12 protein-coding genes are annotated in these 17,625 nt (G+C 65.2%); 8 read left to right on the forward strand and 4 right to left on the reverse strand.

Going from position 1 to position 17,625, the window contains the following annotated elements:
- Positions 1 to 154: 154 nt before the first annotated feature.
- From PQR02_RS21300 to PQR02_RS21320, 5 genes are all read left to right on the forward strand, one after another.
- Positions 155 to 313, forward strand: coding sequence for a hypothetical protein (locus PQR02_RS21300; protein ID WP_408235342.1), 159 nt, complete (start codon positions 155 to 157; stop codon positions 311 to 313).
- Between the two features lie 448 nt (positions 314 to 761).
- Positions 762 to 1,064, forward strand: a complete 303-nt coding sequence (locus tag PQR02_RS21305; protein WP_408235345.1) for a hypothetical protein — start codon at positions 762 to 764, stop codon at positions 1,062 to 1,064.
- A 114-nt stretch (positions 1,065 to 1,178) separates the two neighbouring features.
- Complete coding sequence (locus tag PQR02_RS21310) at positions 1,179 to 2,138, forward strand: 3-hydroxyacyl-CoA dehydrogenase family protein (RefSeq protein WP_408235348.1); 960 nt, start codon at positions 1,179 to 1,181, stop codon at positions 2,136 to 2,138.
- Between the two features lie 189 nt (positions 2,139 to 2,327).
- A complete protein-coding gene (locus tag PQR02_RS21315) occupies positions 2,328 to 2,939 on the forward strand; it encodes a flavin reductase family protein (protein ID WP_408235351.1) in 612 nt (203 codons plus the stop codon).
- 157 nt (positions 2,940 to 3,096) lie between these two features.
- Positions 3,097 to 3,531 (forward strand): cupin domain-containing protein, encoded by a 435-nt coding sequence (locus PQR02_RS21320; RefSeq protein WP_408235354.1) that lies wholly within the window; start codon positions 3,097 to 3,099, stop codon positions 3,529 to 3,531.
- A gap of 80 nt (positions 3,532 to 3,611) precedes the next feature.
- On the opposite strand, the gene PQR02_RS21325 is transcribed toward PQR02_RS21320, so the two are convergent.
- Entirely contained in the window at positions 3,612 to 5,096 is a 1,485-nt protein-coding gene (locus PQR02_RS21325) for a polyhydroxyalkanoate depolymerase (RefSeq protein ID WP_408235357.1), read from the reverse strand.
- Positions 5,097 to 5,313: 217 nt separating this feature from the next.
- Between PQR02_RS21325 and PQR02_RS21330 the strand changes: the two genes are divergently transcribed.
- Entirely contained in the window at positions 5,314 to 5,967 is a 654-nt protein-coding gene (locus tag PQR02_RS21330; protein WP_408235360.1) for a glutathione S-transferase family protein, read from the forward strand.
- Positions 5,968 to 6,084: 117 nt separating this feature from the next.
- Here PQR02_RS21330 and PQR02_RS21335 read toward each other — a convergent pair whose 3' ends face one another.
- The 3 genes from PQR02_RS21335 to PQR02_RS21345 all read right to left on the reverse strand — a co-directional run bounded on the left by PQR02_RS21335 (position 6,085) and on the right by PQR02_RS21345 (position 11,791).
- Entirely contained in the window at positions 6,085 to 8,058 is a 1,974-nt protein-coding gene (locus PQR02_RS21335) for a methyl-accepting chemotaxis protein (RefSeq protein ID WP_408235363.1), read from the reverse strand.
- A 207-nt stretch (positions 8,059 to 8,265) separates the two neighbouring features.
- Positions 8,266 to 10,932: a heavy metal translocating P-type ATPase gene (locus tag PQR02_RS21340; protein ID WP_408235366.1), complete on the reverse strand. Its 2,667-nt coding sequence runs from the start codon at positions 10,930 to 10,932 to the stop codon at positions 8,266 to 8,268.
- A 142-nt stretch (positions 10,933 to 11,074) separates the two neighbouring features.
- Positions 11,075 to 11,791 (reverse strand): FMN-binding negative transcriptional regulator, encoded by a 717-nt coding sequence (locus tag PQR02_RS21345; protein WP_408235369.1) that lies wholly within the window; start codon positions 11,789 to 11,791, stop codon positions 11,075 to 11,077.
- 341 nt (positions 11,792 to 12,132) lie between these two features.
- Here PQR02_RS21345 and PQR02_RS21350 point away from each other — a divergent pair, with 341 nt between their 5' ends.
- Positions 12,133 to 13,560 (forward strand): DUF1254 domain-containing protein, encoded by a 1,428-nt coding sequence (locus tag PQR02_RS21350; RefSeq protein ID WP_408235372.1) that lies wholly within the window; start codon positions 12,133 to 12,135, stop codon positions 13,558 to 13,560.
- Between the two features lie 279 nt (positions 13,561 to 13,839).
- Positions 13,840 to 17,622, forward strand: a complete 3,783-nt coding sequence (locus PQR02_RS21355; RefSeq protein ID WP_408235375.1) for a DUF748 domain-containing protein — start codon at positions 13,840 to 13,842, stop codon at positions 17,620 to 17,622.
- Positions 17,623 to 17,625 lie beyond the last annotated feature (3 nt).

A 17,625-nucleotide genomic window follows, 5' to 3' on the forward strand; every position in this document is an offset into this window, starting at 1 on the left:
TTGTCATTGTGCAACGCACCATAGCGAGGGATAGCCGCGACTTCACGCTACACCCAAAAAATTGCTGCATTGCACTAGCTTTTTCCTAGGGAAAACCCTATACTTCTTCTTAAGGGAAAACCCTCGCCATTGCAGTAACTAACCGGGAGTCGCCATGAGCTTCATTTTTGCACTGTTCCAAAAGGTCAGCGACCTCTTTGCGTCGCCCCATCTGCCGCTGGATTCGGACTACTCGTACGCAGCGCGGAGTCGCGAAGCGGAGCGCCTGCGCCGATCGCAATCCACTTTGTTCGGCATCAAGCTGAGCGACTAAACGCCAAGCAGGACCATCCCGAGCGCGGACCACCGCGCACGTCGGGTGAGCACAGCATGATCGACGCCGCACTACGCGAAATGCGTAGGCGGCTTTTTGTTTTTGCACGATGCCGGTGGGTGTTGGCCGCCTAACGCGATGTGATCAGTTGCCAAATATTTCTCCGCCGAAATGAATGTAACCGGCGCCTGACGCCGAGCCGCCGCTTCCTGCGGCTGATCTCACGCGCATGACTCGATAAATGGGCGTCGAGCGCAAAAACGCGGTCTCGTCACCCGGCCCTATCTCTGAAATGCCCGCTTACAAGTGCTCACGTCTTCACGAGGTTTGCGCCGCTAAAGTTGGTCCCAAGCGTACGGCGTCTGGGTCGACCCCGAAATCGCAGTTCGAAGGCGAAGGCCGAACGAACACGGACGCTGGCTTTGAACAACTTTGATGGGAGGTCACTATGAAAACCTTTAACAAGACATCGCGTTCTATCCTCGCAACCCTGATCGCAGGCGGCGCATTGCTTGCCGGCGGCAGCGCCTTCGCCCAGGAACGGGTGATCGTCGAAAATGGTCATGGACCGGTCTCGTACGGTCAGCCGCACATGAGGCCCGTAGGCATGTCGATCAATATCGGCTGGCATGGTGATCGTTACTACGACGGCCACCGCTACTGGGATCACGACGACTGGATGCGCAATCACCCGCACGACCGTGATCCGCACCGTCACGACGACCACCGCGAGCCGCAGCACCGTTATTGATGCGCGCATGACGGCGCGCCGCACACCGCGGCGTGAAGTCGTCCACAAAGCCGGTCCTTCTTCGCGGAAGACCGGCTTTGTCACGTTCGGCCTCGTGAACCGGTGCGCTGCGCTATGCTTCCGGGCTTTCATCGACGGCAGCAGGAGAGCGGCGTGGACAACGCAACCGTAACGATAGGCGTAGTAGGCACGGGGTTGATGGGCGTCGGCATTGCGACGCAAAGCGCGCTGCAGGGATACAGGACGATCGTCCACGATGTCGATCCGGCGCGGCTCGTGAGCGTCGCGCCGAAAGCGCAAGCCGTGCTCGACGAATTGATCGACGCCGGACGTATCGACGAAGTCGCCAGCCAGGCGGCGCTCGCGCGCATTGAAACCCATGCGCAGCTGGACGTGATGGCGTCGGCGCAATTCGTGATCGAGGCAATTCCCGAGGTGCTCGAACTGAAGCATCGCCTGTATGCGGCGCTGGCCGGACTGCTGGCCGACGACGCGATTCTCGCGAGCAACACCAGCGGTTTTCCGCCCGATCAGCTGGTCACGCCACTGCGCGCGAAAGAGCGTTTTCTGATCGCGCATTTCTGGAACCCGCCGCACATGATTCCGCTCGTCGAAGTCGTGCCGGGCACGGCGACCGCGCCGGAAGTGACGCAGCGAACCGCCGCGTTGATGAGCGCGATCGGCATGGAGCCGGTGGTGCTGGCAAAGGCGATTCCGGGTTTCGTCGGCAACCGCTTGCAGTTCGCGGTGCTGCGCGAGGCGTTGAACATCGTTCGGTCCGGCGCGGCGACACCGGACGTGATCGATCGGGTGATGAAGGCGTCGCTGGGGCGCCGCTGGGGGATCGTCGGTCCGCTCGAAGGCGCGGATATGGGCGGGCTCGACACCTTCCTCGACATCTCCTCGCATCTGATGCCCGAACTTGCGAAAGATGAAGACGTGCTGGACCTGTTGCGTCGGCAGGTCGACGCAGGGCGCGTCGGCGTGCGCAGCGGCGCCGGTTTCTACGACTGGGACGAAGCGCATCTGGCGCAGGTCAGGGAAGGGCGCAAACGAGTGATCAGCCGCGGTTGATCGAGGCCAGTGAACCAGCATGAGCGTGAATCAGCGCGGCGCATGCGCTCGCTTCACGCGATGTTGCGCAGAGGCAGAGGGCAACGTGTGATGCGCGGCGGCGCGAGACGCGAGACGCGCTCAGCAACGCGCGCCACGCTGCGGTATAACTAGCCATTCGCATCACCTCGTCAACTCCAATTTCATCCCATGGCCCACTACTTCTACGACCCCCTTGCCGGTCACGGCCTGCCGCACGACCCGTTCAAGGCCATCGTTGCGCCGCGTCTGATCGGCTGGATTTCCTCTCGCGATCCGCAAGGCACGTTGAACCTCGCGCCGTACAGTTTCTTCGGCGCGTTCGCCACCTTTCCGCCGATCATCGGTTTCTGCAGCGAGGGCCGTAAAGACAGCGTCACCAATATCGAAGCCACCGGCGAATTCGTGTGGAATCTCGCGACCCGCCCGCTCGCCGAGCAGATGAACCGTTCGTCGGCGCCGGTCGCGGCGCACGTCGACGAATTCGAACTCGCGGGCCTCACGCCTGCGCCAGGCCGCAACGTCGCCGTGCCGCACGTCGCGGAATCGCCCGCCGCGCTCGAATGCAAGCTGTTGCAGGTGGTGCGCCTGCATACGCTCGACGGCGAGCCGATGGACAACTATTTGTCGCTCGGCCAGGTGGTCGGCGTTCATATCGACGAGGCCTATCTGAAAGAGGGCCTCTTCGACACGCACGCCGCGCAGCCGATCATGCGCGCGGGCTATCGCACCGACTACGCGCAAATCGGCGAGATGTTCCAGATGTTCCGCCCGACCGCCTGAACACCGTCGGTGTTCGAGCGACGCCGCGCCGCGCAATGCGACGCGGCACATGCCGCAACGCGCCCACGAGGAGTGAGGCCAGCGCGTCGATACTGGCCTGCTTGATGCTTGCAAACCACGCTCCAAAGCGTCGTTTCAACTCTCCTGGAGCGCGATCATGTCCACCGAATTCGCCACGCAATTCAGCCATGTCCGTCCGCAAGACACGTCCTATGTGGATCAGGGCTTACCCGACTTTTTCCTTTACCGCGATCTGGGCATCGCACAGGCGACCGGCGGCAAGGTGCTCGCGCAACTCGTGAAGGCGAATCACGCACCAGAGCAAGGCACTGGCTGGCACCGTCATGAGGCCGACTTCCACATCGTGATCATGCTGAAGGGCCGGGCGCGCTTCATGTACGGCGACAAGGAAACGCTCGTCGCCGCCGGCGACTGCGTGCATCAGGCGCCGGGCATCGTCCACTATCTGTTCGATTACTCGGAAGACATGGAGTACATCGAGATCGTTTCGCCGGCCGATTTCAAATCGATCGAAGTCGAAGGCCCCTGCGAAGTGCCGGCCGTGAAGCCGTGGAAGAGCGTTGCGGTTTGATTGGAATGCGAATCGCAGAGGCGGGCGGCACGCACAGTCGGCACGCCGCGCGCCAGACAAGCTCGGTGAAGTGAGCAAACCTACTGAGCTGCCGGTGGCCGTCTGCGAGGCGATCGCGCCGCAGACGGTTTTGCAGCAGCGGTGGATTTATCGTTGGCAGCAGTGTTAACGCTAGCGCCACTCGCCCCGCCCCCCGCCGCCTGCGCATCCACGCCCACTTCCACTTCGACCACCGCCGTGGCAACCGGCGCCGCCGCCGTGATCTCCGCGGCGGTCGCGGCGGACACAGGCACCGGCTGGATCGTGCGCGCCCGGGAACTCACCAGCACCGCGCGCGGCTCGTTGTCGTAGACCACGGCGCGCACGCGCGGATAAATCTGCCGCTCCCAGCGCTGGCCGTTGAACACACCGTAGTGGCCCACGCCGGTCTGCACATGATGCGTTTTCAGATACGGCCGCAGTTTCGCGCACATGTCCTGAGCGGCGAGGGTTTGCCCGACGGCGCAGATGTCGTCTTTCTCGCCTTCCACGGTGAGCAATGCGGTCCGGCGAATCTTCGATGGATCCACCAGACGCCCTTGCACTTCGAGGGTATTCAACGGCAGTGCATGCCGCTGGAAAATCGTGTCGACGGTCTCCAGGTAGAAGTCGGCCGTCAGATCCATCGTCGCGAAGTATTCTTCATAGAACGAATGAATCGTGTCGGCTTTCGCCGGATCGCCCTTGGCGCGCTCGTAGTGCATCGTTTCGAACGAGTCGATATGGCGGGCAAGGTTCATCGACATGAACGCGGCCAACTGCACGAAACCCGGATACACGCGCCGGTGCGCGCCCGCGAAGCCGAACGGCACCGCGCTGATCAGATTCCGCTCGAACCACTCGAGCGGCTTGCTCTTCGCCAGTTCGTTGACGCGTGTCGGATTGATGCGCGTATCGAGCGGCCCGGCCATCAGCGTCATGCTGGCCGGCTGGCAGGGATGATCGTCGGCGGCCATCAGCGCGACCGCGGACAGGGCGGCCACGGTCGGCTGACACACCGCAAGCAGATGCGAGCCGGGCCCGATGCGCTCCGTGAAGTCGATCACGTGCTGGACGAATTCGTCGAAGCCGAAGCGGCCCTGGCTCAGCGGCACGTCGCGCGGGTTTTGCCAGTCGGTGATGTACACGTCGTGTTCGGCGAGCATCGTCAGCACGGTGCCGCGCAACAGGGTCGCGAAGTGGCCGGACATCGGCGCGAGGATCAGCACGCGCGGCTGCGGTGCCGAAGGCGTGGTGTCCTTACGGAAATGCAGGAGCGAGCAGAACGGCGTGTGCGCTGCGATTTCTCCGACTACGGCCACCTGCTTGCCTTCGGTCACCACGCTGTCGATGGCGAACGGCGGCCGCACCGGCGTGAGTCCGGCAAGCGTCAACAGTTCGCAGGCCGCGCGTAGCGAGCGGCCGTGCGGCGAGCCGCCGAACGCGGGCCACGCGTCGAGCGAGTGGTTCATCAGGGCCGCGCCGTGCCGCATCGGCAGCATCATGTCGGCGCATGCCTGGTAGGCGGAATATGCGAACAGGTTCATAACCTTCGCACGAATGCAGAAAGGAAGGAGCCCGAATAGAGGCAAGTCATGTGCCAAGCAGGCTTGCGGGTTGCCCGGCAGTTGCCGCGCACTGGCATGGCATTTGCGCGCCTGGACGCAACGGGCAGAAATTGCCGCGCTTTGGTGCGTGCGCGCACGGCGGCGTGCACACCATGCAACAAGTGGCGGTCGAACGCCCCATGTGGAGGAGAAACGTATGGCGAATACCACGCTCACTATCAGCAGCAAGAATTATTCGTCGTGGTCGCTGCGCGGCTGGCTGCTGGCCAAATTCAGCGGCTTGCCGTTCGACGAGATCGTGGTGCCGATCGACGACCCCGCGGCGCGCGCCGAACTTCTGCTGCTGTCGCCGTCGATTCTGGTGCCGTGCCTCGTGCACGACGGCATCAAGGTCTGGGACACGCTGGCGATTGCCGAGTATCTGAATGAAGTGAGGCCGCAAGCTGCGTTGTTGCCGAAAGACATTCCCGCGCGCGCGCATTGCCGGTCGATTTGCGGCGAGATGCACTCGGGTTTCAGCTCACTGCGCTCGGCGTTGCCGATGAACCTCAAGGCGCATTTTCCGGGCTTCAAGGTATGGGCGCGCGCGCAATCGGATATCGACCGGATCGTGACGATCTGGGGCGAATGCCTGAAGCAGTATGGCGGGCCATTTCTGTTCGGCGAGCGCACCGCGGCGGATGCGATGTATGCGCCGGTGGTGACGCGTTTCGTGACCTATGACGTGAAGCTCGATCCGGAAATCGTCGAGTATGGGCAGCGGATCATGGCGCTGCCGGAAATGCAGCAGTGGATCGTGGACGCGCAGCAGGAAGTGGAAGAGATCGATGAACTGGACGTCGAGTTTTAACGGGGCTTTGCCGGGCCCGCCGCGGTTGCGTGAGCCGTAATGACTGCAATGATGGCGACGACGGCGCGGGAACGACCTCGCGCCGCGCGTCACGCTATGGAAGCTGGAATCCGCAACTCACTCGCGGCCGCTCTCTAGCTTGAACACGCTCACCACCTGCGCCAGCCGCGCGGCCTGCTCGCGCAACTCGGCCGCCGCGAGTTCCGCTTCGCCGACGATCGTCGCGTTTTGCTGGGTGGCCTCGCCAATCTGCGTGACGGCCAGATTGACCTGTTCGATGCCGCCCGACTGCTCGCGCGATGCCACGTTGATCTCGCTCATGATCGCGCGGACCCGGCCGACCTGGGTCACGATGCCCTGCATCGTCGAGCTGGCTTCTTCGGCGATCCGCAAGCCGCTTTCGACGGTCGCCGTGGAACCCGTGATCAGACTCTCGATCTCCTTCACCGCAGCCGCGCTGCGTTGCGCGAGCGCGCGCACCTCCGACGCCACCACCGCGAAGCCCTTGCCGTGCTCGCCTGCGCGTGCGGCTTCGACGGCGGCGTTCAGCGCGAGGATGTTGGTCTGAAACGCGATGCCTTCGATCACCGTGGTGATCTCGGCGATCTTCTGCGACGAGCGGCTGATCTCGCCCATCGTCGACACCACGCGTTCGACCGCGCGGCCGCCTTCGAGTGCGGCATCGGCGGCATGCGTGACGAGCGTGTTGGCTTGCGTCGCGTGATCGGCGTTTTGCTGCACGGTCGAGGTGATCTGTTCCATGCTGGCCGCCGTTTCCTCGAGACTGCTCGCCTGTGTGGCGATCCGCGCGGCGATATTGCCGCTGCCGGTGACGATCTTCTCGGTGCCCTCCGACATATCCGCCGATGCATGACGCACCTGCGAAACGATGCGCGCGAGCCCTTCGCCGATGCCATCGATCGACTGCATCAGGCGGCCGATTTCGTCGGCGCGCGCGTGGCCGTGCTTCGCCACACGCACGCTCAGATCGCCCGCCGCGAAACGCTCGGAGGCGCGTGCCGCTTCGTCGAGCGGGCGGCTCACGAGACGCCGCACCGCGATCAGGAACACGATCGCGAAGACGCCGACCAGCGCGAAGCCGATCACCAGGAATTGATTGCGGCTCGCGACGACCTCGGCCATCACCTCGTCGCGCGGCGCGACGCCGCCCACCAGCCATTGCCATTCCGGCACCGTGATGAAGGACACGAATTTGTCGCGCGCATCGTGCTCGCCGAGCGCCGCGTCGGCGGAGCGGTAATCGAGCTGGCCTTGCTTCATGTCGAGCATCTGCTGATAGGGCGCGTTCGCATCGTCCGCCTTCTGGCCGGCGGCGGCCGGATGCACGATCAGCTTGCCGCGATCCGCGCCGTTCGACGCGTCGAGCACGAAGTAGTAGCCGCCCGCGCCGATCTTCAGATTGCGGATGCCGTCCTGGACCGACTGGATCTCATGGTCCACATTCATGCCGACGAACAGCGCGCCGATCACGCGGCCGCTTGCGTCGGTGATCGGCCGGTACTGCGTGATCAATCGTTTGCCGAACAGCGCGGCCAGTCCCGTATAGGACCGGTTCGCGAGCAGCGGGGCGTAGGCCGGCCCCTTGCGGTCGAGCAGCGTGCCGATCGCGCGGGAGCCGTCCTGTTTCTTCAGCGAGGTCGTCACCCGCACGAAGTCGTCGCCGCTGCGCGCGAACACGGTGGCGACCGCGCCGCTTCGTTCGAGAAACTGGTCGGGGATCGTGAAGTCCAGGTTCAGGACTTTGTCCCCGGCCTTGATGGTCGGGGTCGCAATGCCGCCGATGTCGACTTTCTGCGTGTCGTCGAGCGAAAAGCCGGCGGGGAGGAAGCTCGCGAACAGCGACATCGAGCGGTCCACTTCCGCCGACAGCGCCTTGTCGAACAGCGTGATCATCGCGGCGATCGAGCGGTCTTTCTCTGCCATGCGTTCGAGCACCTGATCGCGGACCTGCATGCCGGCCGCGCGCGTGAGCGCCCACGTGAAGGCGGCGAAAAGTAACGCCACCAGTACGCACGAGAGAATGGCCAGCCGGGCGCCAACGCTGGCGCGGCGTGAGAAGAGAAAATTCATCGGCAGTCGCAGAGTAGAGGGGACAGGCGATTGCGCGGGCCATGCGTAGGCATGGGCCGCTTCGTTGTCTCGTTTACGGCTGCGGCGGCTGCCATCTTTAGGGGCACTGAAAGCGGTTCGTAATTGGATGCGGGGCTTGCGACGCCTGGCGTGGGCGCGATGCGGGCTTGCTTGACGCGCTCGGGCCTCTTGATGCCCGCAGCGCCCTTAACGCTCCGAACGCCCCGACGCGCCGCTCCACGTGCGCAACAGCAGCGCATTGGTCACGACGCTGACGCTCGAAAACGCCATCGCCGCACCCGCGAGCATCGGATTCAGCAAACCGAAAGCAGCCAGCGGGATGCCGATGAGGTTGTAGACGAACGCCCAGAACAGGTTCTGCTGGATCTTGCGCCAGGTCTTGCGCGAGATGTCGACGGCGTCGGCCACCAGCGCCGGATCGCCGCGCATCAGCGTGATGCCCGCCGCGTGCATCGCGACATCGGTGCCGGTCGCCATGGCGATGCCGATGTCGGCGGCGGCGAGCGCGGGGGCGTCGTTGATGCCGTCGCCCGCCATCGCGACGATGCCCGCGCGGCGGATTTTCAGATCGCGGACCACGCGGGCCTTGTCGTCGGGCAGCACTTCGGCGTGGAATTCGTCGATGCCGAGCGCCTTCGCGACGGCCGCCGCGCTGCCGCGGTTGTCGCCGGTAATGAGGACGCTCTCGATGCCCATCCGCGCCAAGCGCTCGACGGCGGCGCGTGCGGTGGGTTTGACAGTGTCGCCGAAAGCGATCAGTGCGAGCGCCTGCGACGCTTGCGGACCGCGCTGCATCAGCCACGAGACGGTGTTGCCCGCGGCTTCGAGGTCGCGAGCGCGCGCGGCGAGCGCGGGCGGCAGATCGATGCCGAGTTCGTTGAGCCAGCGCGTGCTGCCGAGCGCAAGCGTGCGGCCTTCGACGTCCGCTTCGACACCACGCCCGGCGGCCGCTCGCGCGGCGGTGGCTTGAGGTGCGTGTGCGCCCGTGAGTGCGCGCGAGGCGCTGTCATGCGTAGACGACCTGTCGGTGAACACCGCTGCGGTCTCCGCTGTCAGCGAAGCGTGTGTTGCCGCCGCCGTCCCCCCGCTTGCCGCAACCGCCTGCGCTGCTTCATACGCGTTCAGCACCGCGCGCGCGAGCGGATGATCGCTGTGCCGCTGCACCGCGGCGGCCAGCGCCAGCGCGTCGTCGCGATCTATCCCGCCGACCGGCTCGAACGCCGTTACCGACGGCTGGCCGAGCGTGAGCGTACCGGTCTTGTCGAACGCGACGATCGCCACCCGATGCGCGGTCTCCAGCGCTTCGGCGTCCTTGATCAGCACGCCATGCCGCGCCGCGACGCCGGTGCCGGCCATGATCCCCGCTGGCGTCGCCAGCCCGAGCGCGCACGGGCACGCGATCACCAGCACGGCGACCGCGTTCAGGATCGCCGTCTCGCCGCCTACTCCCGCGATCAGCCAGCCGATCAGCGTCAGCGCGGCGATCGCCAGAATCGCCGGCACGAAGATTTCGCTGACCCGGTCGACCAGCCGCTGGATCGGCGCCTTCTCCGCCTGCGCGCTTTCGACGAGCCGGATGATCCGCGCGAGCGTCGTTTCGGCGCCGATCGCGCTGGTCGTCACGGTAATCGCGCCTTCGCCGTTGATCGAGCCGGCGGTCACCGCATCGGCGGGCTGCTTCGGCACCGGCAGACTTTCGCCGGTGATCAGCGATTCGTCGATATGCGTGCGGCCGTCGAGCACCGCGCCGTCGACCGGCACACGTTCGCCCGGACGCACGATCACTACGGTGCCGACCCGCACTTGCGCGAGCGGCACCTCGCGCTCACCGCCGCCGTCGACGCGAATGCGCGCGCGCTCGGGACGCAGCGCGTTGAGTGCGCGGATCGCGTCGGTGGTCTGGCGCTTGGCGCGCGCTTCGAGCCACTTGCCGAAGCGCACCAGCGTGATCACGACTGCTGACGCTTCGAAGTACAGATGCGTCGTGTCGCCCGGATGCATCGCGAGTTCGTAGAGGCTGATGCCATAAGCCGCCGACGTGCCGAGCGCCACCAGCAGATCCATGTTGCCCGCGCCGGCCCGCACGGCCCGGTAGGCGGCGCGATAGAAGCGCGCGCCGAACACGAACTGCACGCTCGACGCGAGCGCGAATTGCAGCCACGACGGCAGCATCGCGTGCATGCCGAACCATTCGCCGACCATCGGCGCGACGAGCGGCAGCGTCAGCGCTGCGCAGACGAGTACGGCTGCCAGTTCGCGGCGAGATTCGTTGCGTTTGCGGTCCGCGGCGCTTGGGGCGGGGGTCGCGGTCGTGGTGGCGGCGTCGGCGGGCGCCGTTTTCTGTGGCGGGGCGATCGAGGTCGCGTCGTAGCCGGCTTTCTTGACCGCGGCGATTAGCGCATCCGGAGCGGAAGTCGGGTCTTTCAGATCGACGCTGGCGGTTTCGGTCGCCAGATTCACCGACGCCCGCGTCACGCCCGGCACTTTGGCGAGCGCCTTTTCGACGCGCAGCGCGCACGATGCGCAGGTCATCCCGCCGATCGCGAGTTCCGTCGTGCGCGCGCTTTCAGGCGGCGCGGCATCGGCGGGGATGGCTGGGGTGGCTTCATAGCCCGCCTTATGCACGGCGGCCGCGAGCGTCTCGGGCTCGACGGAGGCGTCGCTTTCGACGCGCGCGCGTTCCGTGGCGAGATTCACCGACACACGCGTGACGCCCGGCACCTTGGCCAGCGCCCTTTCAACACGCAGCGCACACGACGCGCAAGTCATCCCGCCGATCTCGAGTTCGGCGAGTCGGGAGGGGGCGGGAGGGGCGGCGGCGTCGGCGCGCCGCGGATCGGCAAGGTCGGGCATGGAGGGTAGGGCTCTTGGCGGCATTGGGCCGCATCGTGAATCCAGTATCGACCTTCCCATCGCGGGAAGGTCAAGAACGGATGATGCGGCGACGATCATCCCGCGAAGCGCACCGACGACCCGGCGTCGTGAACGCATGCGTTCAGAACGCCGGTGGCGCGTCCAGCATGGCCTGGCCGACGGCCTGCTGCTGTTCGCCGGCCCGCGCCAGCAGGGTGTCGGCCGCGCCGCGACGGTCGGCGGCGTCCTTGTTCTGGCCGAGCTTCCATTTGCCGACCAGCCGCGTCACTTCGATCTCGATCCCGACGATCGCGCCGAGCATCTGCGTGATGAAGTCGGCGGGTGCGTCGCCCATCTTCCACGGCACGGGCTCGCCGGCTTCCATCCTGCGCGTGAGCCGCGCGACGAGGCCGCGCACGAACGACTCGTCGTCGCGCACGACGATCCGGCCGTGCGCATGCACCACCATGTAGTTGTAAGTCGGCACCTGCCGATGTGTTTCATGCTTGCTCGGATACCACGTCGGCGAGATGTAGGCGGCCGGCCCCTGGAAGATCACGAGGGCGTCGGGATGCATGGCGGCTTCCTTCCAGACCGGGTTCGCGCGGGCGACATGGGCGCGCAGGATGCAGCGGCTGCGGGGCGTTGCGTCGGCCCCCGCGGGGACAGCCTGCTCGTCGCCACCTTCGCGATCTGGCTGTGCGTGGCTCCGTTCGGGGACTAGTTCGGCGTCGAATGGCACATGATTCGCGTCGAGCCCATTCGGGCCGATCGTAATCAACGCGCCGAACGGCTGCTCGACGATCAGGCGATGGAGAACCTCTGGACGGTTCTCTTCGAAATGGGCGGGCATATACATTGACGCGCTCCGGATATGAAAGGGCAAAAGGCCAACAGGGCGAAAGAGCAAAAAAAGGCCGCAACGGCGTCGGCGAGTCGGCAAACCTGGCCCGCGCCGCGCGAGCCCCAGCACGAATGTGTTTAGAAACGTCGACCGTACCGCAAATAGACCCCATGCGTGCGCGATAAAGCGTCATCGCATCCTTTGCGCTTGCCTGGTGAGCAAGGATACGATACAACCCGAAGTTGTCGGCATCGCGAACCGCGGACTGGCTGCGCTGGGCTTTGGGAGACCACGCATGCAGGCATCGCTGCGCGTCGGCATCTCCCATAGGACCGCACGTTCCGCCACCTGAACGAATGATAAAAAATCGCCGAGAACCGTTTTCGATTCACTGGACCTGCGCGTCGCTCGCAGGCCTCGCATTCCTGGCCGGTTGCGCGTCGAGCCCGTCCGCGACGCCAAAGAGCAATGGCTGGATCAAGGATGAAGTCGCCGATTCTTACGTATTCGGCTATCCGCTGGTGCTGATGGGCGTCGCGCGCGATGCGGCGGTCGGCACCGAGCCGGGCCAGGCGCCCCTCAACACGTTGCGTCACGCGCAGGCATTGCCGCCGATCGGCGCCGCCAATCCGCCGCAGCCGAGCGTCGACACGCTCGACTCGACCGGCTGGCTCGACCTCGGCAGCGAGCCGGTGATCGTCGCGTTGCCGGATTCGCACGGCCACTATGTCGATGCCCGCGTGCTCGATATGTGGACCAACGTGGTGTGGTCGACCAGTTCGCAGTTGGCGGCCGGCGCGACGGGCATCAAGCCGCAAGCCATTGCGTTCGTGGGCCCGGGCTGGCAAGGCGATCTGCCTAAGGGCGTGAAGCGCGTGGATGTGCCGACTCGAAATGCATGGGTGAGCGTGCGCATCCAGTCGGGCGGCGCGCGCGACCTCGTGGCGATCCGCAAGCTGCAGCGGGCGATTCGCGTCGAGCCGCTGAGCGTTTACACAAGCGACACGGGAGACACGGCCGCGGCGCCGGGTGCGCCGCCGCGCGGCAACGCCGCCAATACCGCGACGGGCACCAACGGCACGCCGGCCGCGCAAGTTGTCGCGCTCGACGCGAAGGACTTCTTCAGCCGTCTCGCGGACGCGTTGCCTGACAATCCGCCGACGCCAGCCGACCCGCATGCGCTGACCATTCTCTCCGACCTCGGTGTGAAGCCCGGCGAGCCGGTGAAGCTGCCGGGCGCGTCCGCTGCGATCGCGGCGGGTCTCGACGACGGTCACGAGCGCGTCGCCACCGCGCCGCCGAATTTGCTGACCGGCAATGGCTGGAGCTGGTTCGGCGACGACGTGGGCAACTACGGTCCCGACTACGCGCTACGCTCGTATGCCGCGAGTGCGCAACTGGGCATCGGCACGCGGGACGACGAAGTGCGCGCGGTCGTCACGCAGGACAGCGACGGCCATCCGCTGAACGGCGCCAATCGCTACGTGATCCACTTCGCGCCGACCCAGTTGCCGCCGGTGCGCGGCTTCTGGTCGATCACCGCATACACGAGGGACGGCGCATTGGGCGAAAGCGCGCCGTCGCGTCTCGCGGTCGGCGACCGCAATGGCGCGCACCGCAATCGCGACGGCTCGCTCGATGTGATCGTGTCGTCCACGCGCGCGCGCAACGGCAACTGGTTACCGGCGCCGCGCTCCGATCTGCAACTGGTGTTGCGTCTCTACGCACCGAAGCCGCAAGCCACCGACGGCAGCTGGCAACCGCCGGCCGTCGTGCGGCAATGAAATGTGTCAAGGAACTGTGCCGACCAATGTGTGGCGGCGCATTGCGCGTCAGTGAGATGACAGCCACGCGCGCATGACGTACCGAATGTCGCATTTCCGCTCGCATCGCTGCGATGGAAATGCGATGGAAATGTGACGGAAATGCGGCGCTAGCTCACGGCCCGAATTCTCAAGCGCAGCTGACATTCCTATCCCACACCACGTTCACGACTTATACTGCCGCTTTGCGGGATTTTCGTTTTCGCGGCGGGCTTGCCGCCGCATTACTCAACACCAAGCATGGCAAGCCTTAATAGAGCATCACTCGTTGCTTCCATGCAGACCGTGCACGAGGTCGCGCAGTCACGGCGCACCCGGCGTGTCCTGACAGGTCTGCTGATCTTTCTCGTTTTGTTCGGTCTGCTGGGCTTTTTCGCAGCACCGCCGTTGATTCGTCACGTCGCCGAGCAACAGCTCAGCAAGCAACTCGACCGCCCCGCCACGATTGGCCGCATTGCGCTCAATCCCTATACGCTCAGGTTCGAAGCCGATAACGTGCATCTCGGCGAGCGCGGCGGCGCGGGCGATTTCATCGACATCTCGCGGCTCATCGTCAAGCCGTCATGGAGTTCGCTGTTTCGCGGTGCGCCGATTGTCGACGAGGTGCAGCTCGACTCGCCGCGTTTTCATATCATTCGCTACGACGCGCAGCGTTTCAACTTCACCGACCTGATCGAGAAGTTCGCGAAGCAGCCGGCCAAGCCCGATAGCAAGCCGACGCTATTCTCCGTGTCGAACATTCGTCTCGAGAACGGCCAGATCACGTTCGACGACAAACTGCTCGGCGCGACTCACGTGATCGATCAATGGAAGCTCGGCATTCCGTTCATCGCCACGCTGCCTTCGAAAACCGATATCTTCGTCGAGCCGTTGCTGCGCGCGCGCATCGACGGCAGCCCGCTTGCGATCGACGGCAGGACCAAGCCGTTCGCGGCGTCGCGCGAATCGGAAGTGTCGTTGCGTTTCGACGGGCTCGATGTGCCACGCCTGATGTCGTATGCGCCGGCCAAACTGCCGGTGATCGTGGAGTCCGGCAAGCTGTCCACCGATCTCAAGCTCAACTTCGTGATGTCCAACGACGCGCCTACGCTGCGCGTGGCGGGCACCGTCGACATGAACGATGTGGACGTGCGTGATCAGGGCAAGGCGCCGTTCTTCGCGGCGCGCGCGGTACACCTGAACGCCGCGACGCTGGAACCGCTGAAGAGCCTCTATCACTTCGACGAGATTCGCCTCGACGCGCCGAGCGCCAGCCTCGCGCGTGATAAGGACGGTGTACTGAGCGTCGAGCGCATGTTCGCGCCGGCGCCTGCCGCAGCGGGCGCGGCGGCTGCTGCTGCTGCGGAAAAACCGGCGGCGAGCACACCGGCCGCTGCATCCGGCGCGAAGGCGAATGCCAACGCCAACGAAAAAACCGCGGCGCCTCTAGACCTGTCGATCAAACGCTTCGTGCTCAACGACGGTACCGTCAACGTGCACGACGCCGCGGCATCGCGCCCAGTGGATGTCGGTCTGCAAAAACTCGCGGTGACGCTGAACGATTTTTCGACGCTCGCCAGCGCGCCCGCGCACTACACGCTGAACACCGACTTCAAGGACGGCGGCGGTTCGCTCGGCGCCGACGGTCAGGTGGGTCTCGCCGCGAAGACGGCCAGCGCGAAGCTCGACCTGAAGTCGTTGAAGCTGCCGCTATTGCAGCCTTATCTCGACACCGCGACCGCCGCGCAAGTGACGGACGGCGCGCTGTCCGTGACGACGAACATCGACGCGAACTGGGCGAAGTCGCCGGTGGCCGTGATGGTCGCCGATACGCAACTGGACCTGCAATCGCTGAAGCTGGCCGCGCGCGGCGACAAGCAGCCGGTGGTTTCGCTCGCGCAAGGCAGCGTGGTGGTCAAGCAGGTGGACGTGACCGCCCGCACGGCGGATGTCACCAGCGTCGCCACGACCGGCCTGGCGGTCGACGCGCAGCGCCTGAAGGACGGCAGCATCAACCTCGCGTCGCTCGCTGGTCCGCACGAAGCCGCGCAGCAGCGCACCGCGATTCACGCCGCCAAAAAGGCCCACGCCGAAGGGCCCGCATGGCACTACACGATCGGCGAGTTGACGCTGAAGGACGCGACCGCCAATTTCACCGACAACACCACGCCGCAGCCGGTGAAGCTGAGCATCACGCCGCTGCAACTGAAGGTGCAGCAGATCAGCGACGACTTGAGCCGTCCGCTGCCGGTCGATCTGCAAGCCACGCTGAACAAGAAGGGTACGCTCGGCATGAAGGGCGACGTCACTGCGACGCCGCTCAAGCTGGCCGTCAAGGTGAACGCGAACCGGCTCGACGCGGCGGCCTTCGAACCATACTTCGGCAGCAAGCTGAATGCGGTGATCGCGAGCGCGCTGCTCAATGCGAACGGCGATCTCGCGGTGACTCAGGCCAAGGCGCTGAAGGCGAGCTATCACGGCGACATGGCGCTCGTCGACGTGCGGATGCTCGACAAGGCGACCTCCGACCCGTTCGCGGGCTGGGGCTCGCTCGCATTGTCCAACCTGAAGGCCGACTACGACGAGCACGGCACGGCGGTAGACGCGGGCCGCGTGACCTTCACGAAGTTCTATGGCCGCGTGCTGCTCGACGCGCAAGGCAAGCTCAATCTGAAGGATGTGGTCGCGCATGAAAGCGGCGCCGCGCAATCGCTCACGCGCGACAAGAGCGGCGCCGAGCCGGTGCCGTTGACGCCGCCGGCGGCATCGGCGGTGGCCGCGGCGCCCGCGCAAGCTGCGTCGGCGACGCCCGCCGCGCCCGCCACCGTCACGGCCGCCACGCCGCCGCAAAGCCCGGTCAAACTGCACTTCGGCCAACTGGTGCTGCAACAGGGCCGCGTCACGTACACGGACAACTTCATCAAGCCCAACTACACCGCGAATCTGGTCGGCATTCAGGGCACGGTCGGCGCGTTCGGCACGCAATCAACCACCTCCGCGCCGGTCGACATCGCCGCGAAACTGGCTGCCAACGGTCCGCTGTCGATTCGCGGCACCGTCAATCCGCTGATCGCTAAACCGGCGCTCGATCTAACCGCGAGCGCGCACGACATCGAGCTGACCAACCTCACGCCGTATTCGTCGAAATACGCCGGCTATCCGATCACCAAGGGTAAGCTGAACGTCGACCTGCACTACAAGCTCGACAACGATCAGTTGAACGCGGACAACCACCTGTTCATCGACCAGCTCACGTTCGGCGACCACATCGACAACGATACGGCTACCAAGCTGCCGGTGCGTCTCGCGATCTCACTGCTGAAAAACTCGCGCGGCGAGATCGACGTGAATCTGCCGGTGTCGGGTTCGCTGTCGAATCCCGAGTTCAGCGTCGGCGGCCTGATCTGGCATGCGGTGCTCAATCTGCTGCAAAAGGCGGTGACCGCGCCGTTCTCGCTGATCGCTCACGCGTTCGGCGGCGGTGGCGAAGAGTTGGGCTATGTCGAGTTCGAGCCCGGCTCGGCCAAGCTCACGGACGCCAGCACGAAAAAGCTCGATACGATCGTCAAGGCACTCGCCGACAAGCCGTCGATCAAGATGGATCTGATCGCCCGCGTCGACCCGGCAGTCGACGAACCGGCGTTGCGCACCCGCTATGTCGACCGGCTCGTGAAGCAGCAGAAGGTCAAGGACGTGGTGGGCAACGGCGAGAGCGTCGATCTGTCGTCCGTGACCGTCGATGCCAAGGACTACGACAAGTATCTGACCAAAGCCTACAAGTCCGCAGACTTCAAGAAGCCGCGCAACTTCGTCGGCCTGACCAAGAGCTTGCCGGACGACGACATGAAGAGCGCGCTCGCCGCCAACGCGCCGATCGACGACGGCAGTTTGCGTGAGCTCGCACAACGACGCGCGCAAAGCGTGCAGCAGTATCTGGATGGCAAGATCGACAGCAGCCGCGTGTTCATCGTCGCGCCGAAGCTGAACGCCGACGGCATCCAGGACAAGGGCGCGACCACGCGCGTGGACTTCGGCCTGAAGTAAGGT

Source organism: Paraburkholderia sediminicola (genome assembly GCF_046026895.1).
GTDB classification, from domain to species: Bacteria; Pseudomonadota; Gammaproteobacteria; order Burkholderiales; family Burkholderiaceae; genus Paraburkholderia; species Paraburkholderia sediminicola_C.